The organism is Pseudomonas sp. GW821-FHT11G12 (assembly GCF_058808055.1).
On record NZ_JBXARH010000009.1, the window covers coordinates 213918 to 236349 of the forward strand.

General features: G+C 59.4%; 24 protein-coding genes and 1 tRNA gene. 18 read left to right on the forward strand and 7 right to left on the reverse strand.

Features of this window, described 5'->3' with window-relative positions; genetic code table 11:
• Both AC1RR7_RS24220 and ygfZ read right to left on the reverse strand, forming a co-directional pair.
• On the reverse strand, positions 1-822 hold the full coding sequence (locus AC1RR7_RS24220; RefSeq protein WP_096819418.1) for an HDOD domain-containing protein: 822 nt from the start codon (positions 820-822) through the stop codon (positions 1-3).
• Between the two features lie 34 nt (positions 823-856).
• On the reverse strand, positions 857-1798 hold the full coding sequence (gene ygfZ, locus AC1RR7_RS24225; protein ID WP_493158596.1) for a CAF17-like 4Fe-4S cluster assembly/insertion protein YgfZ: 942 nt from the start codon (positions 1796-1798) through the stop codon (positions 857-859).
• 149 nt (positions 1799-1947) lie between these two features.
• Between ygfZ and AC1RR7_RS24230 the strand changes: the two genes are divergently transcribed.
• Both AC1RR7_RS24230 and AC1RR7_RS24235 read left to right on the forward strand, forming a co-directional pair.
• Positions 1948-2202, forward strand: coding sequence for an FAD assembly factor SdhE (locus tag AC1RR7_RS24230; RefSeq protein ID WP_007957989.1), 255 nt, complete (start codon positions 1948-1950; stop codon positions 2200-2202).
• On the forward strand, positions 2186-2638 hold the full coding sequence (locus AC1RR7_RS24235) for a protein YgfX (protein ID WP_096819416.1): 453 nt from the start codon (positions 2186-2188) through the stop codon (positions 2636-2638). Before AC1RR7_RS24230 ends, AC1RR7_RS24235 begins: the two co-directional genes overlap by 17 nt.
• Here AC1RR7_RS24235 and nadB read toward each other — a convergent pair.
• Entirely contained in the window at positions 2607-4223 is a 1617-nt protein-coding gene (gene nadB / locus AC1RR7_RS24240) for an L-aspartate oxidase (RefSeq protein ID WP_493158597.1), read from the reverse strand. The two genes, AC1RR7_RS24235 and nadB, sit on opposite strands and share 32 nt — an antisense overlap.
• Positions 4224-4781: 558 nt before the next feature.
• On the opposite strand from nadB, the gene rpoE reads away from it, so the two are divergent.
• From rpoE to AC1RR7_RS24260, 4 genes are all read left to right on the forward strand, one after another.
• Entirely contained in the window at positions 4782-5363 is a 582-nt protein-coding gene (gene rpoE / locus AC1RR7_RS24245) for an RNA polymerase sigma factor RpoE/AlgU (protein ID WP_003172477.1), read from the forward strand.
• A gap of 31 nt (positions 5364-5394) precedes the next feature.
• The gene (locus tag AC1RR7_RS24250; RefSeq protein ID WP_096819414.1) at positions 5395-5982 is read left to right on the forward strand and encodes a sigma-E factor negative regulatory protein; all 588 of its coding nucleotides are present in this window, start codon (positions 5395-5397) and stop codon (positions 5980-5982) included.
• An 8-nt stretch (positions 5983-5990) separates the two neighbouring features.
• Positions 5991-6953: a MucB/RseB C-terminal domain-containing protein gene (locus AC1RR7_RS24255; RefSeq protein WP_102622209.1), complete on the forward strand. Its 963-nt coding sequence runs from the start codon at positions 5991-5993 to the stop codon at positions 6951-6953.
• 207 nt (positions 6954-7160) lie between these two features.
• Positions 7161-8609 (forward strand): DegQ family serine endoprotease, encoded by a 1449-nt coding sequence (locus AC1RR7_RS24260; protein ID WP_102622210.1) that lies wholly within the window; start codon positions 7161-7163, stop codon positions 8607-8609.
• 79 nt (positions 8610-8688) lie between these two features.
• Here the strand turns inward: AC1RR7_RS24260 and AC1RR7_RS24265 are convergent, their stop codons facing one another.
• Entirely contained in the window at positions 8689-10122 is a 1434-nt protein-coding gene (locus AC1RR7_RS24265; protein ID WP_493158598.1) for a M48 family metalloprotease, read from the reverse strand.
• 97 nt (positions 10123-10219) lie between these two features.
• Between AC1RR7_RS24265 and AC1RR7_RS24270 the strand changes: the two genes are divergently transcribed.
• A complete protein-coding gene (locus tag AC1RR7_RS24270; protein ID WP_007963279.1) occupies positions 10220-10459 on the forward strand; it encodes a sulfurtransferase TusA family protein in 240 nt (79 codons plus the stop codon).
• Between the two features lie 32 nt (positions 10460-10491).
• The gene (locus tag AC1RR7_RS24275) at positions 10492-11562 is read left to right on the forward strand and encodes an AI-2E family transporter (RefSeq protein ID WP_096819410.1); all 1071 of its coding nucleotides are present in this window, start codon (positions 10492-10494) and stop codon (positions 11560-11562) included.
• Positions 11563-11596: 34 nt separating this feature from the next.
• On the opposite strand, the gene AC1RR7_RS24280 is transcribed toward AC1RR7_RS24275, so the two are convergent.
• Both AC1RR7_RS24280 and AC1RR7_RS24285 read right to left on the reverse strand, forming a co-directional pair.
• Positions 11597-12070 carry a peroxiredoxin gene (locus AC1RR7_RS24280; RefSeq protein WP_096819409.1) on the reverse strand — a complete coding sequence of 158 codons (474 nt, stop codon included), beginning with the start codon at positions 12068-12070 and terminating at the stop codon, positions 11597-11599.
• Between the two features lie 10 nt (positions 12071-12080).
• Entirely contained in the window at positions 12081-12641 is a 561-nt protein-coding gene (locus AC1RR7_RS24285; RefSeq protein ID WP_096819408.1) for a glycine cleavage system transcriptional repressor, read from the reverse strand.
• 312 nt (positions 12642-12953) lie between these two features.
• Here AC1RR7_RS24285 and dapA point away from each other — a divergent pair, with 312 nt between their 5' ends.
• The 6 genes from dapA (at position 12954) to ppk2 (ending at position 17669) form a co-directional block, all read left to right on the forward strand.
• Positions 12954-13832 carry a 4-hydroxy-tetrahydrodipicolinate synthase gene (gene dapA / locus AC1RR7_RS24290; RefSeq protein ID WP_096819406.1) on the forward strand — a complete coding sequence of 293 codons (879 nt, stop codon included), beginning with the start codon at positions 12954-12956 and terminating at the stop codon, positions 13830-13832.
• Between the two features lie 17 nt (positions 13833-13849).
• On the forward strand, positions 13850-14965 hold the full coding sequence (bamC, locus tag AC1RR7_RS24295; RefSeq protein ID WP_096819405.1) for an NlpB/DapX family lipoprotein: 1116 nt from the start codon (positions 13850-13852) through the stop codon (positions 14963-14965).
• Between the two features lie 4 nt (positions 14966-14969).
• On the forward strand, positions 14970-15728 hold the full coding sequence (locus tag AC1RR7_RS24300) for an MBL fold metallo-hydrolase (RefSeq protein ID WP_096819404.1): 759 nt from the start codon (positions 14970-14972) through the stop codon (positions 15726-15728).
• Between the two features lie 28 nt (positions 15729-15756).
• The gene (gene purC / locus AC1RR7_RS24305) at positions 15757-16470 is read left to right on the forward strand and encodes a phosphoribosylaminoimidazolesuccinocarboxamide synthase (protein WP_025110658.1); all 714 of its coding nucleotides are present in this window, start codon (positions 15757-15759) and stop codon (positions 16468-16470) included.
• A gap of 83 nt (positions 16471-16553) precedes the next feature.
• Positions 16554-16643 (forward strand) — tRNA-Ser (locus AC1RR7_RS24310).
• Between the two features lie 201 nt (positions 16644-16844).
• Positions 16845-17669: a polyphosphate kinase 2 gene (ppk2, locus tag AC1RR7_RS24315; RefSeq protein WP_493091650.1), complete on the forward strand. Its 825-nt coding sequence runs from the start codon at positions 16845-16847 to the stop codon at positions 17667-17669.
• 87 nt (positions 17670-17756) lie between these two features.
• Here ppk2 and AC1RR7_RS24320 read toward each other — a convergent pair whose 3' ends face one another.
• On the reverse strand, positions 17757-17948 hold the full coding sequence (locus tag AC1RR7_RS24320; protein ID WP_064383113.1) for a YegP family protein: 192 nt from the start codon (positions 17946-17948) through the stop codon (positions 17757-17759).
• 278 nt (positions 17949-18226) lie between these two features.
• Between AC1RR7_RS24320 and AC1RR7_RS24325 the strand changes: the two genes are divergently transcribed.
• From AC1RR7_RS24325 to AC1RR7_RS24340, 4 genes are read left to right on the forward strand one after another with little or no spacing between them, the layout of a single operon-like run.
• Positions 18227-19195 carry a glycosyltransferase family 2 protein gene (locus AC1RR7_RS24325; protein ID WP_096819398.1) on the forward strand — a complete coding sequence of 323 codons (969 nt, stop codon included), beginning with the start codon at positions 18227-18229 and terminating at the stop codon, positions 19193-19195.
• Between the two features lie 3 nt (positions 19196-19198).
• Positions 19199-19909, forward strand: coding sequence for a class I SAM-dependent methyltransferase (locus AC1RR7_RS24330; RefSeq protein WP_493158599.1), 711 nt, complete (start codon positions 19199-19201; stop codon positions 19907-19909).
• On the forward strand, positions 19909-20292 hold the full coding sequence (locus AC1RR7_RS24335) for a GtrA family protein (RefSeq protein ID WP_219737340.1): 384 nt from the start codon (positions 19909-19911) through the stop codon (positions 20290-20292). The genes AC1RR7_RS24330 and AC1RR7_RS24335 overlap by 1 nt, the downstream gene beginning before the upstream one ends.
• Positions 20289-22385, forward strand: a complete 2097-nt coding sequence (locus AC1RR7_RS24340; RefSeq protein ID WP_493158601.1) for a DUF6311 domain-containing protein — start codon at positions 20289-20291, stop codon at positions 22383-22385. The genes AC1RR7_RS24335 and AC1RR7_RS24340 overlap by 4 nt, the downstream gene beginning before the upstream one ends.
• Positions 22386-22432 lie beyond the last annotated feature (47 nt).

The following is a 22432-nucleotide window of genomic DNA, read 5'->3' on the forward strand; positions in this document are numbered from 1 at the left end:
TCAGTAAAACATCGACCGCGATTCTTCCAGATCGGCACACAGCACTTTGTTGTCCGGATCGATCCCCAGTTTGCGGAAGGCCGGCACACTGAAAGGGTCGATGCGGGCGAGGGGGTGGTCAGTGTCCTTGTGGCAATACAGGCTGGCCACTTGCACCAGATCCACGTAATCGATCTGCGACGAATCGCGTTTCAGATCCTGATACAGCCCCGGCAACTCCACCAGCCGCTCGGGGAATTCCCAGACCCGCAGCAATTTGTCGCCCAGCAGCGGATGAATGTGGTCGATCACATGGTTGAGGCTGACCGGGTCGGACAGCAATTCGTAGTGGTCTTCGGCATAGGTCAGGATTGGCAGCACACCGATCTGGTGCACCAGTCCGCCCAGCGCGGCCTGGTCGGGTTTGAGCTGGGTATAGCGGCGGCACAGTGCGTAGCTGACCCCGGCGATTTCCAGGCTCTTGCGCCAGACTTCGCGCATCTTCTGTTCGACCACGTCGGAACGGGCGTGGAAGATCTGCTCCATCACCAGACCGATCGCCAGGTTGCTGCTGTAGTTGACGCCCAGCCGGGTGATCGCGGTGTGCAGGTCGGTGACTTCCTGGGTCGCGCGCAGCAACGGGCTGTTGACCACTTTGATCAGCCGCGCCGACAGCGCCGTGTCACGGCCGATCACTTTGCTCAGGTCGCTGACGCTGATATCCGGGTCTTCAGCGGCCTTGCGAATCTGCAGGGCCACTTCCGGTAACGTTGGCAGAACCAGGTCATCGTTATCGATGGCCTCAACCAAATCCTGTTGGACCTTATCCGCCAGCTCACTCATGTCGTTTCTCTAGGGTGTTGCACAAATACTGCGATCAACGCTGGATTTCGCGGTCGCGATCCAGTTCGTAAGGCAGGTCGAGCAAGTGCAGCGTCGGACCTTCGGCCGTGCCCAGATGCAAATCGCCCGCTTCGGCAGCTTCGGCCTGCAACACCGCCAGCAGTTCAATATTCTTTTCGGTACGGGCGGCCAGCACCACTTCGCCGATGGAGCTGCCGTGGCTCGGGGCGAACAGCGGGGTGCCCGGCTCCGGCAATTCGCTGGCGTCCAGTTGCACGCGGTACAGGCGACGCTTGAGCTTGCCCAGGTATTGCATGCGCGCGACGATTTCCTGGCCGGTGTAGCAGCCTTTCTTGAAACTCACGCCGCCGACGGCTTGCAGGTTGAGCATCTGCGGGATGAACAGCTCACGGGTGCTCGGCATGACTTGACCGATACCGGCGCGGATCTGGCCCAGCAGCCATTGATTGAGTTCGGCTTCGCTCAGTTGTGCGGACAGCTTGCCTTTGATGCTGTCGGACTGATCGGCCGGCACCCAGAGTTCGGCACGGTTCGGGGAGACGCGAATGGCGATCAGGCTTTCGTGGCGGGCCACGCTGTCGGTTTCTGCCGGCAGTTCCAGACCCAGGCTGCTCAGGGCAGCATCGCCATGATCGAGGCCGAAGCGCACCCAGGAGGCGCTTTCGTCGGTCAGTTTCGATTTGGAGAACACCGCGTACTTTTTCAGATCCGCCAGTTGCGGCTCCAGCAGCTCACCGGCCATGGCCAGCAGCACGCCGTCGCCTTCAAGCACGATGCGGAAACTCGACTGCATCCGGCCTTTCTGCGTGCAGCGGGCACCGAGGCTGGCCTGGGTATCATTCAAGTAATTGATGTTGCAGGTCAGCTGGCCTTGCAGGAATTTGCCGGCATCCGCGCCGCGAACCGCGAGAACGCCTTCATGAGACAGGGTGCAGAAAAAAGCAGAATCGGCCATGGGTCATCGCAGGGTAAATAGACTGGGGCACATCATAAGGGGGTGGTGTTGAAATGGGTAGTTCATAAAGGATCGGTGGTGCCCGACCAAAGCCGACTGTTCGCCCCGTGTCGGGCCTGTATACTTGCCGCCTATTTGAGGAGGGCTCCATGGTCGAACAAGTTGAACTGAATCGCCTCTTTTGGCACAGCCGTCGCGGCATGCTTGAACTTGACGTGCTGCTGGTGCCGTTCGTGAAAGAGGTCTACGCGAATCTGAACGAGGTGGATCGCGCGCTGTATGTCCGCCTGCTCGAGTGCGAGGATCAGGACATGTTCGGCTGGTTCATGGAGCGCAGCGAGTCTGAAGACCCCGAGCTGCAACGCATGGTTCGCATGATTCTGGATCGTGTCCAGCCCAAGTAACACGTTCGAATGCCGCTGGCAGGCCTCACGGCAATTGCTGGCGGCGTATCTCCTGGCCCAGGCGTTCGCCCTGTGCGCTCTGTTTCTGCTTGTCCTGCCTTTCTGGGTCAGTCTGCTTGGTGCGGTAGCCTGTCTGAGCCATGCTGCATGGGTGTTGCCCCGCCAGATTCTGTTGAGTCATCCCGATGCATTCTGCGGATTGCGTCGTGACGCCGATGGCTGGCAGTTGTGGAATCAGGCCGATGGCTGGCAGCCGGTGCAGTTGCGCCCGGACAGTCTGGCGCTGCCATTGATCGTGGTTTTGCGCTTTCGATTGCGTGGGGAGTGGCGGGTCAGGTCGATCTGCGTGCCCCGGGACTCGCAGGCGGCGGATTTGCATCGACGCCTGCGAGTACGCCTCAAGTTCAGCCGGCGTAGGTGGGCGGCACCAGAATAGTGTCGAGGGCTTCGGGCAGCAGATCCGGGTAGTCGAGGGTGTAATGCAGGCCTCGGCTCTCTTTGCGCTCCATGGCTGAGCGGATCATCAATTCCGCCACTTGCGCCAGGTTGCGCAGCTCGATCAGGTCGCGACTGACTTTATAGTTGCTGTAGAACTCGTCGATTTCGTCCAGCAACAGACGCACGCGATGTTGTGCGCGTTGCAGGCGTTTGTTGGTGCGCACGATGCCGACGTAGTCCCACATGAAGCGCCGTAGCTCGTCCCAGTTGTGCGCGATGATCACGTCTTCGTCGGAGTCGGTCACCTGACTTGCGTCCCAGGCGGGTAGGGCGCGGGGGATGCCGATATCGGACAACTGCTCGAGAATGTCCGCGGCTGCGGAACGGGCATAGACGAAGCATTCCAGCAGCGAGTTGCTGGCCATGCGGTTGGCGCCGTGCAGGCCGGTGAAGCTGGTTTCGCCGATGGCGTACAGCCCGGGCACGTCGGTGCGACCCTGTTGGTCCACCATGACGCCGCCGCAGGTGTAGTGCGCCGCCGGGACGACCGGGATCGGTTGCTTGGTGATGTCGATGCCGAATCCGAGGCAGCGCTCGTAGACGGTCGGAAAGTGCGATTTGATGAAGGCTTCGGGTTTGTGGCTGATGTCGAGATACACGCAATCGACACCCAGGCGCTTCATCTCATGGTCGATGGCCCGAGCGACGATGTCCCGTGGTGCCAGTTCGGCGCGCGGGTCGAAACGCTGCATGAAGCGCTCGCCGTTCGGCAGTTTCAAATGCGCGCCTTCGCCGCGCAGGGCTTCGGTGATCAGGAAACTCTTGGCCTGCGGGTGATACAGGCAAGTGGGGTGGAACTGATTGAACTCCAGGTTCGCCACCCGGCAGCCCGAACGCCAGGCCATGGCGATGCCATCACCGCAGGCGCCGTCGGGGTTGCTGGTATAGAGGTAGACCTTGGCGGCGCCGCCAGAAGCCAGAATCACGAACCGGGCGCCGTAGGTGTCGACTTCGCCGGTCTTGCGGTTGAGCACGTAGGCGCCGAGGCAGCGGTCGCCGTCCAGTCCCAGGCGTCGTTCGGTGATCAGATCGACGGCGACGCGCTGTTCCAGCAGCTCGATGTTCGGGCGTTGTTTGGCTTGGGTCAGCAAGGTTGTGAAGATCGCAGCACCGGTGGCATCGGCGGCGTGAATGATGCGGCGGTGGCTGTGGCCGCCTTCGCGGGTGAGATGGAACTCGAAGCCGCCATCTTCTGTGCCGGACTGCTCATCTCGGGTGAACGGCACGCCCTGGTCAATCAGCCACTGGATCGCCTCTTTGCTGTGCTCGACAGTGAAACGTACCGCATCTTCATGGCACAGGCCGCCACCGGCATTGAGCGTGTCGTCGACATGGGATTCGACAGTGTCGGTGTCATCCAGCACGGCCGCGACGCCACCCTGGGCCCAATAGGTCGAACCGTTGGCGAGATCGCCCTTGCTCAATACGGCGATGCGCAAGTGACCGGGCAGGGTCAGCGCGAGACTCAAACCGGCAGCGCCGCTGCCAATCACCAGAACATCGTGTTGAAACTGTTGGCTCATTTCAGGATTCCGCTCAAAGCGACCCGGGTCGGGGTTGGCGCAAGACAGGCGGATGGGCGAGTCGAGACAGCCACACAGCCCACTAGTATATAGAGGGGTGGGGCGGCACAATAGCCGGGCCGATATGGCATTGTGAAACTACCGTGACGGAAAAATACGGACGCTTTGTCGGATGTTTTTTTCGCCGGTTTTGGGAAAAAGCGACTGTATCGCAGATGAAACACGCTTTTTCCGCTCACGGTTGCCCAATGTCGGCGTGGCGCGTCTATAAATATTTGGAACTTTTGCCAGAGGGCCAAGATCAATAGACAGTTGCCCGAAACAAGGGACAGTGTCGGCTTCAATGCGGAACCTGCGGTTGGGTTCTAGCCGGCGAGCCGATTAAAAGATTATTCGCGCAGCCGGTTTATCCCGCGCTGCGTTTTTCGTGCGTGCCAAATCAGAGCCCGCAGGAAACTTGCTTGGAGGGGGAGAACTTTTGCGAAAAGCCCGAGTCTATGTTTGCAAGTCCGGTCGTTTAGTCATGCAAGCTTCCTCCGAGTTTATCGAGGAGTGTTCATGCTAACCCAGGAAGAGGATCAGCAGCTGGTCGAGCGCGTTCAGCGCGGTGACAAGCGAGCTTTCGATCTGCTCGTGTTGAAGTATCAACACAAAATTCTCGGGTTGATCGTGCGTTTCGTGCACGACACCCATGAAGCCCAGGATGTTGCTCAAGAAGCCTTTATCAAGGCTTACCGGGCACTAGGAAATTTCCGCGGAGACAGTGCGTTTTATACGTGGCTTTACCGCATCGCCATCAACACGGCGAAAAACTATCTGGTTTCACGCGGCCGCCGGCCGCCGGATAGCGATGTCAGTTCCGAAGATGCAGAGTTCTATGACGGCGATCACGGCCTGAAGGATCTCGAATCTCCTGAACGCGCATTGCTGCGGGATGAGATCGAAGGCACCGTCCATCGAACCATTCAGCAACTGCCAGAGGATTTGCGCACGGCTTTAACTTTGCGCGAATTCGACGGTCTGAGTTACGAGGACATCGCGAGCGTCATGCAATGTCCGGTTGGTACCGTGCGCTCCCGGATTTTCCGCGCCCGGGAGGCCATCGATAAAGCCCTGCAGCCGTTGTTGCAGGAAAACTAAAGACAGCGGCGACAGCCAAGAGAGGAACGCCATGAGTCGTGAAGCCCTGCAGGAATCGCTGTCCGCAGTGATGGATAACGAAGCGGACGAACTGGAATTGCGTCGGGTGCTCAATGCACTGGACGATGTTGAAACCCGTGAAACCTGGGCTCGTTATCAGATCGCTCGGGCAGCCATGCACAAGGATCTGCTGCTTCCACGCCTGGATCTCGCTGCGGCAGTGTCTGCTGCGCTGGAAGACGAAGCCACTCCAGCCAAAGTGTCCCGCGGTCCATGGCGCAGCCTGGGTCGTCTGGCCGTTGCAGCCTCGGTGACCGTTGCCGTTCTGGCGGGTGTTCGTCTGTACAACCACGACGAAATTGCCGGTGTTGAACTGGCGCAGCAATCCAATCAGCCTGCATTGGCCGTTCCTCAAGTCAAAGGCCCGGCTGTATTGGCAGGCTACAATGAGAGTTCGGAAGCCACCGGCCCTATGGCCAATGGTGTGCTGCAAGGCCAGCCAGGCTGGCACGATCAGCGTCTACCAGGTTACCTGCGCCAACACGCTCAACAAGCTGCGCTGAAAGGTACTGAAAGCGCATTGCCTTACGCGCGTGCAGCAAGCCTGGAAAACCGTTAAGGAGGATCATGCGCGCCATACCTCTACTTTCGCTTCTGCTCAGTGGCTGGTTCATCGTTCCAGCCCACGCCGATGAGGCCCAGGATTGGCTCACCCGTCTGGGCCAGGCCGAGCAGCAGCAAAGCTTTCACGGCACATTCGTTTACGAGCGTAACGGTAGTTTCTCTACCCATAACATCTGGCATCGTGTCCAGAATGGTCAGGTCCGCGAGCGTTTGCTTCAGCTCGACGGCTCGGCTCAGGAAGTCGTGCGCGTTGATGGGCATACTCAATGCGTCAGCGGCACCCTGATTGCGGGACTGGGGGACTCTCCCAGCTCTGCCGCTCGTCCTCTTGATCCTCAAAAGCTGAAGAATTGGTATGACCTTGCCGTCATCGGCAAGTCGCGTGTGGCCGGGCGTGAGGCGGTGATCGTGTCGCTGACGCCACGCGATCAGCATCGCTATGGATTCGAGCTGCATCTGGACAAGGAAACGGGCTTGCCGCTCAAGTCATTGCTGCTCAACGACAACGGGCAATTGCTTGAAAGGTTCCAGTTCACTCGACTGGAGACTTCTGAGGTTCCGTCCGACAAGGATCTCCAGGCCGATTCCGATTGCAAGCCTGTGAACCTTGAAGGCGACAAGGCTTCTGCCGTCAAGACCGCTCAGGTCTGGCGCTCTGACTGGCTGCCTCCTGGCTTTGAACTCACCAGCAGTTCTTCGCACAAGGATCCCGAGACCAAGACGCAGGTCAACAGCCTGCTGTATGACGATGGTCTGGCGCGTTTCTCTGTATTCCTCGAGCCGCTGAACGGTGCAACCGTCACCGATACCCGGACTCAGTTGGGCCCTACCGTTGCCGTATCCCGTCGCTTGACCACGCCTCAAGGTGAAGTGATGGTGACGGTTGTCGGCGAGATTCCAATCGGCACCGCTGAGCGGATTGCCTTGTCGATACGCAATGATGGCGCTGCAACCAGCAAGCAGTGAGCTGATTCCAGCTGTTTCCACCTCGTTTTCGAGACGTGAAATGTTTGCTGAGCATTTTCATTTGCAAATAATCCGAAAATTTTTTATAGGTCAGAGCCTCACGGCTCTGGCCTTGTTTTGTTGTTCCCGGAACAAAAATGCCGGCCTGTAGTTCCCGGTGTTCCTTGCTCCATATCGCTTAACCCTGCTCGTCGTAACGGGAGCTGTATGTCGATACCAAGCTTGAAGTCTTATCTCTCCATCGTCGCCACCGTGCTGGTGCTCGGTCAGGCTGTTCCTGCAGCCCAGGCGGCTGAAGCGGCCAGCCCGGCCAACCTGCCGGATTTCACCCAGTTGGTCGAACAGGCCTCGCCTGCGGTGGTGAACATCAGTACCACGCAAAAGCTGCCGGATCGCAAAGTGAACCAGCAGATGCCGGACCTGGAAGGCTTGCCGCCGATGCTGCGCGAGTTCTTCGAGCGCGGGATGCCGCCGCAACAGCGTTCTCCCCGGGGTGATCGCCAGCGTGAAGCTCAATCGTTGGGATCGGGCTTCATCATCTCGCCGGATGGCTACATCCTGACCAACAACCACGTGATTGCCGACGCCGACGAAATCCTCGTTCGTCTGGCGGATCGCAGTGAAATGAAAGCCAAGCTGATCGGCACCGACCCACGCTCCGACGTGGCCCTGCTGAAAATCGAAGGCAAGGATCTGCCAGTACTCAAACTCGGCAAATCCCAGGATCTGAAAGCAGGCCAGTGGGTCGTGGCGATCGGCTCGCCGTTCGGCTTCGATCACACGGTGACCCAAGGCATCGTCAGCGCCGTTGGCCGCAGCCTGCCAAACGAAAACTATGTGCCGTTCATTCAGACCGACGTGCCGATCAACCCGGGCAACTCCGGTGGTCCGCTGTTCAACCTGAACGGTGAAGTGGTGGGGATCAACTCGCAGATCTACACCCGTTCCGGTGGCTTCATGGGCGTTTCGTTCGCCATTCCGATCGACGTTGCCATGGACGTATCCAACCAGCTGAAAAGCGGTGGCAAGGTCAGCCGTGGCTGGCTGGGTGTGGTCATTCAGGAAGTGAACAAGGATCTGGCCGAGTCGTTCGGTCTGGAAAAACCGGCCGGTGCGCTGGTGGCGCAGATCCAGGATGACGGTCCGGCAGCCAAGGGCGGCCTGCAAGTAGGTGACGTGATCCTGAGCATGAACGGTCAGCCGATTGTCATGTCCGCTGACCTGCCTCATCTGGTCGGCGCGCTGAAGGCTGGCGCCAAGGCCAACCTGGAAGTGATTCGTGAAGGCAAGCGCAAGAATGTCGAGCTGACCGTCGGCGCGATTCCTGACGAAGACAAGGAGCTGGATGCCCTGCCGAAGTCCGGTGTCGAGACCAACAGCAATCGTCTGGGTGTTTCGGTCGCTGAGCTGTCTGCCGAGCAGAAGAAAACCTACGACCTCAAGGGTGGTGTGGTGATCAAGGAGGTGCAGGACGGTCCTGCCGCCCTGATCGGCCTGCAGCCAGGCGATATCATCACTCACCTGAACAACCAGGCCATTGGTTCGGCCAAGGAGTTCTCCGAGATCGCCAAGGCACTGCCGAAGAATCGCTCCGTGTCGATGCGGGTTCTGCGTCAGGGTCGTGCCAGCTTCATCACGTTCAAGCTGGCTGAATGATTCAATAGCGGTTGAGTAAAAGAAAACCGCCTCGAAAGAGGCGGTTTTTTTTGTGTCCGGCGTTTTTCCTGGATCAGGCTTATCCCATCATGTCCTTGATCATGCGTTCCTGCTCCATCAGCTCGCGCTGACGCGCATCGATACGCGACGAAAGCGGGAAGTTGCTGCCAGCCTTGCGTTTGGCGAAGTCCAGTTGCTGGATGGCCTGACGATAGTCGCCAACCAGCGCGAAGTACTCGGCGCGAGCTTGATGCAGACCGATGATATTGCCCGACAGACCGCGCGTTTCAGCCACCTGATACCAGACGTCCGGATCGTCCGGGCGTGATTTGAGCAGACCTTCGAGGGCTTTTTCCGCATCGGCGGTGCGATTCTGTTTCAGTAACAGATCGACTCGCACCTGATTCAACGGGTAGTTGCCCGGATACTGCGTCAGCATGCGGTCGACCCGCGACTGCGCCTCCGCCAGGTGATTGTTGGTGATATCCAGATCGACCTGCGCGAGATTGAAGATGATCTCGTTTGGCGATCTCTCCAGCAGTTGCTTGAGATTCTCCCGCGCCTCATTCAACTGGCCACCCTTGATCTGGGCAATCGCCAGACCATAACGGGCCACGTCGTTTTTCGGGTTTTCATCCAGCTGTGCACGGAAACGCTTCGCGCCCAACCCCGGGGTTTCCTCGTAGATCAGTTGCACCCGCGCGCGAATCAGTTGATAGCGCACGCTGTCTTCGATCCCGCCGGGTTTGGCCTGCTCGGCACGGTTGCGGGTGTCGGCAATCCGCGATTCGGTCACCGGGTGAGTCAGCAGGAATTCCGGCGGCTTGGCGTCGTAGCGGTACTGGCGCATCAGGCGTTCGAACATGGTCGGCATGGAACGTGGGTCGTAACCGGCCTTCTCCAGGTTGAGGATGCCGATGCGGTCGGCTTCCTGTTCGTTCTGGCGCGAGAACGTCCGTTGCGACTGGATCGCCGCCGCCTGGGTACCTGCGATGGTCGCGATCCCGGCCTCGCCGCCACCGGCGGCCGCAATGACGATCCCGGCCAGCAACGCGGCCATCATCGGCACCTGCATCCGCTGGGACGCCTCGACGCCTCGGGCGAAGTGGCGCTGGGACAAGTGAGCCAGTTCGTGAGCCAGTACCGAGGCATATTCACCTTCGGTCTGGGCATTGAGGAACAGACCGCCGTTGACCCCGACAATCCCGCCCGGTGCCGCGAAGGCGTTTAGCTGCGGGCTGTTGATCAGGATGAATTCCAGGCGTCGGTCGTTGACCTGGCTGGTTTCCACCAGTTTATAGACGCTGGACTCGACGTAGTCCTTGAGCTGTGGATCGTTGAGCTGTGAAACCTGGCTGCGCAGCAGCGCCAACCACGCGCGGCCCAGTTGGTATTCCTGTTGTGGCGAGACGATGGCAGAACTGGCGTCACCGAGTGACGGCAGGTCGTCGGCAAAGCCCGGTGAGGCGAGCAGGCAAGCGAGCGTCAGCAGGGTAGGGCGCAAAAATGTCATGCACAAAGCCTTAGTCGACAAAGACCTTACTGTAGCCGGACACCGGGCTTGCGACCAGATATTCTAGGCAGCCTGACCCTCTGAACCGGAGTAACGCATGACCGACGCTGTAGCCCATGACTGTGAACTGGACGCCAGCGGCCTGAATTGCCCGTTGCCGTTGCTCAAGGCCAAGATGGAATTGAACAAGCTGCCCAGCGGCGCGGTACTCAAGGTGATCGCCACTGACGCCGGCTCGCAACGCGACTTTCGCACCTTTGCCCGGTTGGCCGGTCATACGCTGCTGCGTGAAGAAGACGAGGCGGGCGTCTACCGTTACTGGTTGAAAAAAGCCTGAAACCGACAGCGTAAAAGACCTAAGGATTATTGATGTTCAAAGTGTTACGCGACTGGATTCAGCGCTACTTTTCCGATGAGGAAGCCGTGGTGCTGGCGGTGCTGTTGTTTCTCGCCTTCACCGCCGTGCTTACCCTTGGTGGAATGCTCGCGCCCGTGCTGGCGGGGATGGTGCTGGCGTACCTGATGCAGGGGCTGGTGGTTACCTTGGAGCGTCTGCGCATGCCCGGTGGCGCAGCGGTGGGGCTGGTGTTTGCGCTGTTCATGGGCGTGCTGATGCTGTTCATCGTCGTCGTACTGCCGCTGCTCTGGCATCAATTGATCACACTGTTCAATGAGTTGCCCGGCATGCTCGCCAAGTGGCAATCGCTGCTGTTGCTGCTGCCGGAGCGCTATCCCCATCTGGTGTCCGACGAGCAGGTGCTGCAAGCCATCGAAGCCGCGCGCGGGGAAATCGGCAAATTCGGCCAGTGGGCACTGACATTCTCGTTGTCGAGCCTGCCGCTGCTGGTGAACATCATGATTTACCTGGTCCTGGTGCCGATCCTGGTGTTCTTCTTCCTCAAGGATCGGGTGATGATCGGCGAGTGGGTGCGCGGCTATTTGCCGCGTGAGCGGGCGCTGATCACTCGGGTTGCCGAGGAAATGAACCGGCAGATCGCCAACTACATTCGTGGCAAGGTCATCGAGATCGTGATCTGTGGCGGGGTGACCTACATCGCCTTCGTCGCCCTCGGGCTGAACTACGCGGCGCTGCTGGCGTTGCTGGTGGGCGTGTCGGTGGTGGTGCCGTATGTCGGGGCGGTGGTGGTGACTGTGCCGGTGATGCTGATTGCACTGTTCCAGTGGGGCTGGAGCGATCAGTTCATCTATCTGATGGCAGTCTACGGGATCATCCAGACGCTGGACGGCAACGTGCTGGTGCCGTTGCTGTTTTCCGAAGCGGTCAATCTGCACCCGGTGGCGATCATCTGCGCGGTGCTGTTGTTCGGCGGGTTGTGGGGCTTCTGGGGCGTGTTCTTCGCGATTCCGCTGGCGACGCTGTTCAAGGCTGTGCTTGATGCGTGGCCGCGCAAGGAGCCGGTGGTGGCGCCACTGCTTTGAAAGCGATTCGGCGCCCGCCAGGGCGCCGAAAGGATCAGGCCTTGTTCAGTGCCTGAGCCGCGGCCAGCACTGCGTCAACGTGGCCCGGCACCTTCACGCCGCGCCATTCCTGGCGCAGTACGCCATTCTTGTCGATGAGGAATGTGCTGCGATCCACGCCCAGATATTCCTTGCCGTAGAGTTTTTTCAGCTTGATCACGTCGAACAGTTGGCAGACGGCTTCGTCCTTGTCGCTGATCAGCTCGAACGGAAACTCCTGCTTGCACTTGAAGTTCTCGTGGGACTTCAGGCTGTCGCGGGAGATGCCGAAGATTTCCGTGTTGGCAGCCTTGAACGCCGCGTACTGATCACGAAAGCCCTGACCTTCGGTGGTGCAGCCCGGGGTGCTGTCCTTCGGGTAGAAGTAGATCACCACTTGCTTGCCCTTGAGGGCCGAAAGGCTGACGGTCTGCCCGCTGGTGGCGGGCGCTTCGAAATCGGCAACCGGTTGATCGATAGCTACGGCCATGAAAGCTTCCTTACATTGGGTTCTGTGGGCGCCACGGTTCGATCAGTGCGTCCAGGTTCATGGCGTCGGCGAAGTCCAGGAACTGGTCGCGCAGCCAGCTGATCTGAGTGCCGGCCGGCAGGGTCACGGTGAACGTGGCGTTGAGCATGGTGCCGCCGGTCTGCGGAGCCTGATAGGTATCGCAGGTCAGGTTTTCCAGCTCGACGTTGTGATCCATGAAGAACTGGCACAGCTCGTTGATGATGTCCGGGCGATAGGCCGAGGACACGTAAGCCACGTACGGCAGGGCCTGAGGACGGTTTTCCAGGGCGGCACTGCGCACGACATTTACGGTGAAAGCATGCTTCTTGGCCAGGCCCGGCAGGCTGCCTTCCAGGCGCGCCAGGGCGTCCCAGCTGCCGGAGATCTCGAGGATCAGCGCGCTGCACTCGCCGTGACGGGTCAGGCGGGAGGTGACGACCGCGCAGCGGTTTTCATGGCTGGCGCGGCACAGGACGTTGGTCAGCTCCATGGGATTGGCGCCGAGGGCACTGACGACAAGGAATTGTTCGCGAACTGTGGGGGTGGACATGCAGCATTCCTAAAGCGATGAGCGGTCGGTAGGGTGAGGGCGTTGAGTGCCGGGACATACCTGTCCGGAAGGCCCGATTCGTATATCGCTACGGCTCCAATAATAAGGAAGCGTAAGGCGGCGACACTGGAACGGGGCCTGGGAGGCCGAAACGGGGGGCTGGAACCCGGCGTACAAGCTGATCAGTACCGATCAAAGTCTGAAGGGTAGCGAAAAGCGGCGCCAAGGGGAATGGCGGCGCAGTACTTCGCTTGTGCAAGCATCTTGGCGCCAGTACCATTACCGCTCTCTTTTTCCGGCAGGAGCGGTTTCATGATTGCGGGCAGTATGGTGGCACTGGTCACACCCATGGATGCACAAGGGCGTCTTGACTGGGACAGCCTCAGCAAACTCGTGGACTTCCATCTCAAGAACGGCACCCATGCCATTGTCGCGGTCGGTACAACCGGCGAGTCGGCAACCCTTGATGTAGAAGAACACATTGCCGTCATCAAAGCCGTGGTCAAACAGGTGGCTGGTCGCATTCCGGTCATCGCCGGTACCGGCGCCAATTCGACCCGCGAAGCCGTCGAGCTGACCCGCAACGCCAAGGCGGCCGGCGCCGATGCCTGCCTGCTGGTAGTCCCGTACTACAACAAGCCGACCCAGGAAGGCCTGTACCAGCACTTCAAGCACATCGCCGAAGCGGTCGACATTCCGCAGATCCTCTACAACGTGCCTGGCCGCACTTCCTGCGACATGCAGGCCGAGACCGTGATCCGTCTGTCCACCGTGCCGAACATCATCGGTATCAAGGAAGCCACTGGCGACCTGAAGCGTGCCAAGGCAATCCTCGACGGCGTGAGCAAAGACTTCATCGTGCTGTCCGGCGATGATCCGACCGCCGTCGAGCTGATCCTGCTGGGCGGCAAAGGCAACATCTCCGTCACCGCCAACGTCGCCCCGCGCGAAATGGCCGACCTGTGCGAGGCCGCGCTCAAGGGCGACGCTGAGACCGCACGGGCCATCAACGAAAAACTGATGCCGCTGCACAAGGACCTGTTCATCGAAGCCAACCCGATTCCGGTGAAGTGGGCTTTGGTCGAAATGGGCCTGATGCACGAAGGCATCCGCCTGCCGCTGACCTGGCTGAGCGCTCCTTGTCATGAAACGTTGCGCTCGGCCCTGCGCCAGTGCAGCGTCCTGGTTTAATTGAGGAAGTACAACGCATGAAGCGAATGGCCGGACTTTCCGCACTTGCCTTGATTATCTCCAGCACCAGTGGCTGCGGATGGATCTGGGGCCCGGAAGGTTATTTCCGTGACCGTGGTAGCGACTACCTGGAAGCGAAACAGACTGCACCGATGCAATTGCCACCGGATGTCAGCACCTCCAAGCGCCTGGATCCGCTGCTGCCGATCCCGCGTAACGTAGCCGACGACACCGCCACCGGCGAATACGTTGTTCCGCGTCCTCAACCGCTGTCGGCGATTGCCGACGCCAGCGACTACTCGCTGCAGAAGAGCGGTGATTCGCGCTGGGTCATGGGCCAGCATCCACCGGCCGAAGTCTGGCCAGTGGCTGTGCAGTTCTTCCAGGACAACGGTTTCCGTCTGGATGAACAGCGTCCGCAAACCGGCGAATTCACCACCACCTGGCAGCATTCCGACGAACTGTCCGCCGCCATGGCCAAGCGCCTGAGCGCCGCCGGCGTCGGTGCCGACAGCGAAACCCGCGTGCGGGTACGCATCGAGCCGGGCGTGCAGCGCAATACCAGTGAAATCTACGTGGTCAGCGCCGAGCGTCCTGCCGGCAGCACCGCCAATGTCGATTTCACCAACCGTTCGGTCAACACTGGCCTGGACGCTGCCTTGGTCGACGACATGCTCGCGAGCATGAGCCGTACCTCCGAGAAGGGCGGTTCGGTGTCGATGCTGGCTTCGCGTGATTTCGATACCCCGAGCCGTGTCAGCCTCAGCGAAGACGGCAGCGGCAACCCGGTATTGAACGTCGGTTCGGATCTGGACCGTGCCTGGTCGAGCGTCGGTCGTGCGCTGGAGCAAGGTCAGTGGCGCGTTGAAGACATCAACCGCAGCCTGGGCCTGTACTACATCAACCTGGCCGAAAAAGCCGAGAAGAAAGACGAGAAGCCTGGTTTCTTCAGCAGCCTGTTCGGCAGTGCGCCGACCAAGGAAGAAGTTGAAGCCCGTGCCGAGCGTTATCAGGTTCGCCTGAGCAAGGTTGGCGACAACGTTCAGGTCACCGTCGAGAAAAACATCAACACCGTTGCCCCGGCCGATGTGGCCCGCAAAGTGTTGAGCGTAATTCAGGACAACCTGGGCTGATCCAATGCGTTTTGCCGTTCTCGGCAGCGGTAGCCAAGGGAACGGCACGCTGATCGCCAGTGCTGATACGTATGTGCTGGTGGATTGTGGTTTTTCCCTGCGGGAAACCGAAAAACGCCTGCTGCGCCTGGGTGTGAACCCGGCGCAACTGAGCGCGATACTCGTAACCCACGAACATGCCGACCACGTGCATGGCGTGGGTTTACTGTCTCGGCGCTACAATCTACCGGTCTACCTCAGTCGCGGCACACTGCGCGGGATGCGCAAACCGATTGAACCCGCAGGCTTCGTGGCCGGCGGCGAGCAGCTGCAGATCGGTGCTCTGGACATCGGGGTCATTGCCGTGGCCCATGATGCGCAGGAACCGACTCAATATGTATTCAGCGATGGTGAGCGGCGTTTCGGCCTGTTGACCGACCTGGGTTCATACTGTGAGCGGGTGCTGGACGGTTATCGGGACCTCGATGCGTTGATGATCGAGTCCAATCATTGTCGCGACATGCTGGCCCGTGGTCATTACCCGTACTTTCTCAAGCAGCGGGTGGGCGGCGAGCTGGGACATTTGAACAACCATCAGGCGGCATTCCTGGTGGCCGAGTTGGGCTGGCAAGGCCTGCAACACCTGGTCCTGGCCCATCTGAGCAGCAAGAACAACCTGCCGCAGCTGGCCCGGCAATGTTTTGTCGACACCCTCGGGTGCGACCCGGACTGGCTGCAACTGGCCGATCAAGATTCAGGGCTCGACTGGCGCCACATCGCCTAGCCCATCTACTTAGCAAGCGGAGCCCATCATGGAAAAACGTGAAGAACTCTACCGCGGCAAAGCCAAATCGGTTTACAAGACCGACGACGCTGACCGCTTGATCCTGCTGTTTCGCAACGACACTTCGGCGTTCGACGGCAAGCGCATCGAGCAGCTCGACCGCAAAGGCATGGTGAACAACAAGTTCAACGCCTTCATCATGCAGAAACTCGAAGCGGCCGGCATTCCGACCCAGTTCGACAAACTGCTGGCCGACAACGAAGTTCTGGTGAAAAAACTCGACATGATTCCGGTCGAGTGCGTCGTGCGTAACTACGCCGCCGGCAGCCTGGTCAAGCGTCTGGGCGTTGAAGAAGGCCTGAAGCTCAACCCTTACACCTTCGAACTGTTCCTGAAGGACGACGCCAAAGGCGACCCGTTCATCAACGAATCCCACGTCGTGGCATTCGGCTGGGGCACCGCCGAGCAACTGGCGCGCATGAAAGAACTGTCGCTCAAGGTCAACGAAGTCCTGAGCAAACTGTTCGACGACGCCGGCCTGCTGCTGGTGGACTTCAAGCTTGAATTCGGCGTGTTCAGCGACGGCTCCATCGTCCTGGGCGACGAGTTCAGCCCGGACGGCTGCCGTCTGTGGGACAAGGACACCAAGAAGAAGATGGACAAGGACCGCTTCCGTCAGGGCCTCGGTGACGTCATCGAAGCCTACGAAGAAGTCGCCAACCGTCTGGGCGTACCGCTTTAATCGACGCAAGCATCTGATAGCACGAAGAAATTTTCGAAAGAGGGTTTGCTTTCGGTAAAAGTGTTGTTATGATGCGCGCCGTTGGAGAGATGCCAGAGTGGCCGAATGGGACGGATTCGAAATCCGTTGTACCTTCACCGGTACCTAGGGTTCGAATCCCTATCTCTCCGCCATACATAGAAAAAGCCCCGTAGCTGAGAAGCTACGGGGCTTTTTTGTTTCTGATCAGTCCACCCTGCACCAATGTACGGAGCGCAATGCTCCAACGTATCCAGGCCGCTCACATTCCGAATTAACTGACTAAACTCCTGCATTCCAGCTCATGGGCCGCCAGCCATCCGGCGGTCACCCCCTTCAATGCATGAGGTTCGGTCATGGCAAAGGGAAAGAAGAAAGACTCGCCCAAAGACACCCCCGCGGATCGCCCGAAACTGTCGAGCAAAGACTATCTGGCCGAACTGCGTCGACTGCACGTTGAACTCGTCAAACTGCAGGAATGGGTGAGGGCCGAGGGCATCAAGGTTTGCGTGATTTTCGAAGGGCGTGATGGTGCGGGCAAGGGCGGGACGATCAAGGCGCTTACCGATCGGGTCAGCCCGCGGGTCTTTCGGGTGGTTGCATTGCCGGCCCCGAGCGAGCGTGAGAAGAGCCAGATGTATCTGCAGCGCTACCTGCCTTATCTGCCGGCAGCCGGCGAGGTGGTGATCTTCGATCGCAGTTGGTACAACCGCGCCGGTGTCGAACGAGTGATGGGGTTCTGCACCGAGAATCAGGTCGAAAAGTTCCTCAAGACGGTGCCCCTGGTGGAACATGCCATCGTCGATTCCGGGGTGATTCTGCTCAAGTACTGGTTGAACGTCAGTCAGGAAGAACAGACGCGGCGGCTGGAAGAACGTATCAAGGACGGTCGCAAAATCTGGAAACTGTCGCCCATGGATCTCAAGTCGTACAGCCGCTGGTATGACTATTCGCGGGCGCGTGATGACATGATCAAGGCGACCGATACCGAATATGCACCCTGGCTGGTGGCCGACTCGAATGACAAGCGGCGAGCGCGCCTGAACATCATCTCCGATCTCCTCAGCCGCATTCCGTACAAGAGTGTTTCGCGCGAGAAGGTTGAGTTGCCCAAGCGGCAGAAGCCCGGGGGCTACAAGGAATCGGATTATCCCTTCCGGCACATCCCCGAGAAATTCTGAAGACGGGTGTTCGCGTTAGTCTCGGAAAAGCCCCGTGGATGAAAATCCGCGGGGCTTTTTCGTTTCTGCAGGGGTGTCAGCCAGCCCTCAAATCTCCTTGACCGGCGTATCCCCCTGCACACCCTTGATCAACTCGATCACGTGCAGACAATCCGCCTTGTTCACATACGACTCCCCACTGGCAACCGTCTCATGGTTTCCCGCCCGCAGGCGCCAGCGCCATTGGCCCTTGCCGGTGCTCGGGGTGCCCTTGGATTGCCTGTAAATCTCGAAATACATTCAGTTCGCTCCATGCGATGGGATATTGCGACAACCTGTTTGGCGCATGGTCGCAAGCCTAGCGGAGCCTTGTCATTTGGCTATCGGGGATGTGTTTCCAATCGTTGGCTAATGTTTCTGCGACACGCGGGGCAGAGCGTCGGGATCGGCCTTCTGATTGGCAAGTACGTCCTTTTTTCACCCTTGCATGACCTTCGGTGGTGCTGCTTAATACGGTGCGGCTCATGGCGTCGAATTTCGTTCGACGACCGACAAACACTATAAGAAAGAGCAGTCCATTGACCCACTCGCATGGAACGCAACACGCGGGGCCGGTGACGTTGTCGCTGGTGGTTCCCGTATTCAATGAAGAGGACAGCCTCGACGGCTTTCTCCTGCGCATTCGTCAGGTGTTCGAGCGTGAGGCGCAGATCAGCCTTGAACTGGTGTTCGTCAACGACGGCAGCACCGATACGACGCTGGAGCGCCTGCTGCGCTGTCAGCAGAGCGATTCGACGATACGTATCGTCGATCTGAGCCGCAACTTCGGCAAGGAGGCAGCGCTTTCCGCTGGCTTGCAGATTGCCACGGGGCAGATCGTGGTGCCGATCGATGTCGATCTGCAGGACCCGCCCGAAGTCATTCTGCAGATGATCGAGCGTTGGCGTGAAGGTTACGAAGTGGTGCTTGGTCACCGCATCAGCCGCCGCAATGACTCCTGGGCCAAACAGACGTCCGCCAGTTGGTTCTATCGCCTGCACAACAAGATTGCCGAACAGACATTGCCGGAAAACGTCGGCGATTTTCGGCTGATGGATCGTTGCGTGGTCGACGCGCTGCTGACGCTGCCGGAATCGCGGCGGTTCATGAAAGGCCTGTTTGCCTGGGTCGGGTTTCGTACCACCCAGGTCGAATACGAGCGCCCGGAGCGAGCGGCAGGGCACAGCAAGTTCAATGGCTGGCGGCTGTGGAATTTCGCGCTCGAAGGCATCACCAGTTTCAGCACCGAACCCTTGCGGATCTGGACGTACCTGGGGGCGATGGTGTCTCTGGTGTCGTTTGCCTTTGCCATGTTCATTGTCGTGCGCACACTGATCCATGGTGTCGACATGCCCGGTTATGCCTCGCTGATGGTCGCGGTGACCTTTCTCGGCGGCTTGCAACTGATTGGCATCGGCGTGCTGGGTGAGTACCTGGGCCGCACTTATATCGAAGCGAAGCGCCGGCCGGTTTTCCTGGTGCGCCGCATTTACGAATCCAAGGACTGAAGCATGGATCTCAAGGAAACCGACATCCTCGGCGACAGCATCGGCGAGCATTGGTATTACTGTTCCAAAGCAGCGGCGACCCGTCGGTTGCTGGGGGAAGCACCGATCAAGCGAATTCTCGATGTCGGTGCCGGTTCAGGGTTCTTTTCCCATCATTTATTGACCCATACGGCGGCGCGCGAAGCATGGTGCGTGGACATCAGTTACCCGGCCGACTCCAGCGTCACCACCGCCGGCAAACCGGTGCATTACCGCCGCTCGATCGATACCGTGGACGCCGATCTGGTGTTGCTGATGGATGTACTGGAACACGTCGACGACGACCTCGGCCTGCTCAAGTCCTACGTCGACAAAGTGCCGTCCGGCAGTCGGTTCCTGATGACTGTGCCGGCGTTCCAGTTCATGTGGAGCGGGCACGATGATTTCCTCGAACACAAACGTCGCTACACCCTCGGGCAGTTCGAAACCCTGGCCCAAAAGGCCGGATTGACGGTCGAGCGGGGCGCCTATTACTTCGGAGCGGTGTTTCCGATTGCCGTTGCGTCGCGCCTGATACCCGGCGGTTCACGCGGTTCGGCGCCACGTTCGCAGCTGAAAAAACACCACCCGCTGGTCAATTCGCTGCTGAAAACCCTGTGTCGCCTTGAGCTGCCTTTGATGGGCATGAACCGCCTGGCCGGCCTGAGTGTTTTCGTGCTGGCGCGCAAACCGTGATGGCGACGCAACGGTCCGAACTGATCCAGCGTGGTTTGCGCTTTGCCGTGACGGGGTTGTTTGTCACGGCCCTGCATGCGCTGGTGGCGGTGTTGTTCATCAACTTCGTGAGCCCTCAACCTCCGCTGGCCAATGGCGTGGCATTCGTCGTGGCGACGGTGGTGTCCTACGTGATCAATACCACCTGGAGTTTTTCCGCAAGGTTGCACGGCCGGACCCTGCTGCGCTTCCTGATGGTCTCGGCGGGAGGATTCGTGTTGGCGATGTTCGTGGCCTGGGCTGCCCAGATGGCCGGTCTGCACTATCTGCTGGGAATTGTGGCCGTCTCGTTGACCATTCCGGCATTCACTTTCGTACTACACAATTTCTGGACATATCGATGAAGGATTCGCGAGAGCACCCGGCACTATTTTTACTGCCGCTGCTGTTGGGGGCGCTGGTGTTTTTTCTGGCGATCGGGCCGCAAGCGCTGAATCCGCAAAACATTGCCTGGCTGGAACAAGGTGATCCGGCGACGCATTACCTGGGTTGGGAATTCTTCCGACATTCGCCCTGGACATTTCCAGTCGGGCTCAACCCGTTCTATGGCATGGAGTTGAGCAGTTCGATCATCTTTTCCGACTCCAATCCACTGTTGGCGCTGTTGTTCAAACCCTTCAGTGCGTGGTTGCCGGATACCTTCCAGTATTTCGGGTTGTGGCTACTGGCGTGTTGTGTCCTGCAAGCCTGGTTTGGCTGGAAACTGCTCGGGCTGATCACCGGCAATCCTGTGATTCGTCTGTTGGGAGCCGGGCTGCTGGTGTTCTCGCCGCCGATGTTTCTGCGCATGGGCGGGCACCTTTCTCTGGCGGGGCATTTCCTGATTCTGGCAGCGTTGTATCTGGCGCTGGTGCCAGACCTGCGTCGACGCCATTGGGCCTGGGGCTCGTTGCTGGCGGTGACGTCATGGGTGCACGCGTACTTGCTGGCGATGGTGGCCCTGATCTGGCTGGCGGACTTGCTGGGCAAGGCATTCAGCCGACAATTGACCCGGCGTCAGGCGCTGATTGAAGGTGGATTGCTGTTTGCGCTGGTGAGTGTGTGCTGCTGGCAGGCGGGTTATTTCAGCATTTCCGACGGCGCGGCGTCCGGCGGTTTCGGTTTGTACCGGATGAATTTGCTGTCTCCAGTCGATCCGGCAGGCTGGTCCCGGATCTTGCCCAGTCTGCCCAAGGGTGAGGGCGACTATGAAGGCTTCAACTACATGGGGCTGGGCGTTCTCTTGCTGGTGCCGCTGGCGCTGATTGCCTGGATTGGAAACAGGCAACCCTTGAAGGACGAGTTGCGCGCTCGACCATGGCTGTTGATGGCCTTGTTCGGGCTATGGCTTTTTGCGCTGTCGAATCAGATCGGAATCGGTGCAACGACCGTCGGCTATCCGCTGCCGAAGATGATCATCGGCCTGGCCAATGTCTTCCGCGCCTCGGGGCGGATGTTCTGGCCGGTGCTGTATGCCCTCATCCTGGCCATGATTTTTATGGTGGTGCGCGGTTATCGCCCGCGCGTTGTGATTTTTTTGCTCGCTACAGCGCTGGTGGTTCAGGTCGCCGACACTCGAGCCGGCTGGCTTGGCCTGAGACAGGGGAAAATGGTTGCGCCATCGGCGGCCTGGAACAGCCCGCTGCGCGATCCGTTCTGGACAAGCGCTGGCGGACGATACGCGAATGTACGCGGCCTGATGCCGCAGAATCAGAACGATCGCTGGCAAATGATTGCCGGATTTGCAGCGGCTCACGGCATGAAGACCGACACTGTCTATCTTGCGCGAGTGAGTTCTTCAGCACTGGCGCTGGCACAGCAGAAAGCCCGACGCATGCTCGACTCGGGGCAATACGACGCGGATTCGTTGTACATCCTGAGCGACGATGTCCTGGCGGACGCCGCAAAAAGCATCAACAGTGAAACCGATCTGTTGACCCGGGTGGATGGATTGGTGGTCCTTGCGCCGGGGTGGAAGCGCTGCGCGCAGTGTCTGTCGATGCGGGATGAGGGGCGGCGGATGTCCGTGATTCCCCTCTCTGGGCCTGGGCAAACGCTGACGTTCAACTACCGGAGTCGACAATTGGCCAACGGCTGGTCGGCGGCGGAAAGCTGGGGGACGTGGACGGAGGGGCGGCAGGCGAAAATCGAAATGCGGGTGTTGCCGCAGGCGCGTTCGATCGTACTCGACACATTGGCGTTCATACTGCCACAGCATCCTTCCCAGCGAGTGATCGTGAGCCTCAACGGCGAGCAGGTGCTGAGCACGAGCTTGACGCAGTTCCAGGGTAATCGCCTGGAAATTCCAATCAGTGCTTCGCTCAGTCAGAGCCTCGTGCGCGATGACAGACTCGATATCGAATTGCAGCTGCCGGATGCCATCAGCCCTCAGCAATTGGGGATCAACGATGATTCGCGGGTCATGGGCATGGGCCTGAAGACGTTGACGGTGCAATGACGCACCGTTTTGATGGACGCTGCCCCGGCAGCCTTTCTACACTGCCC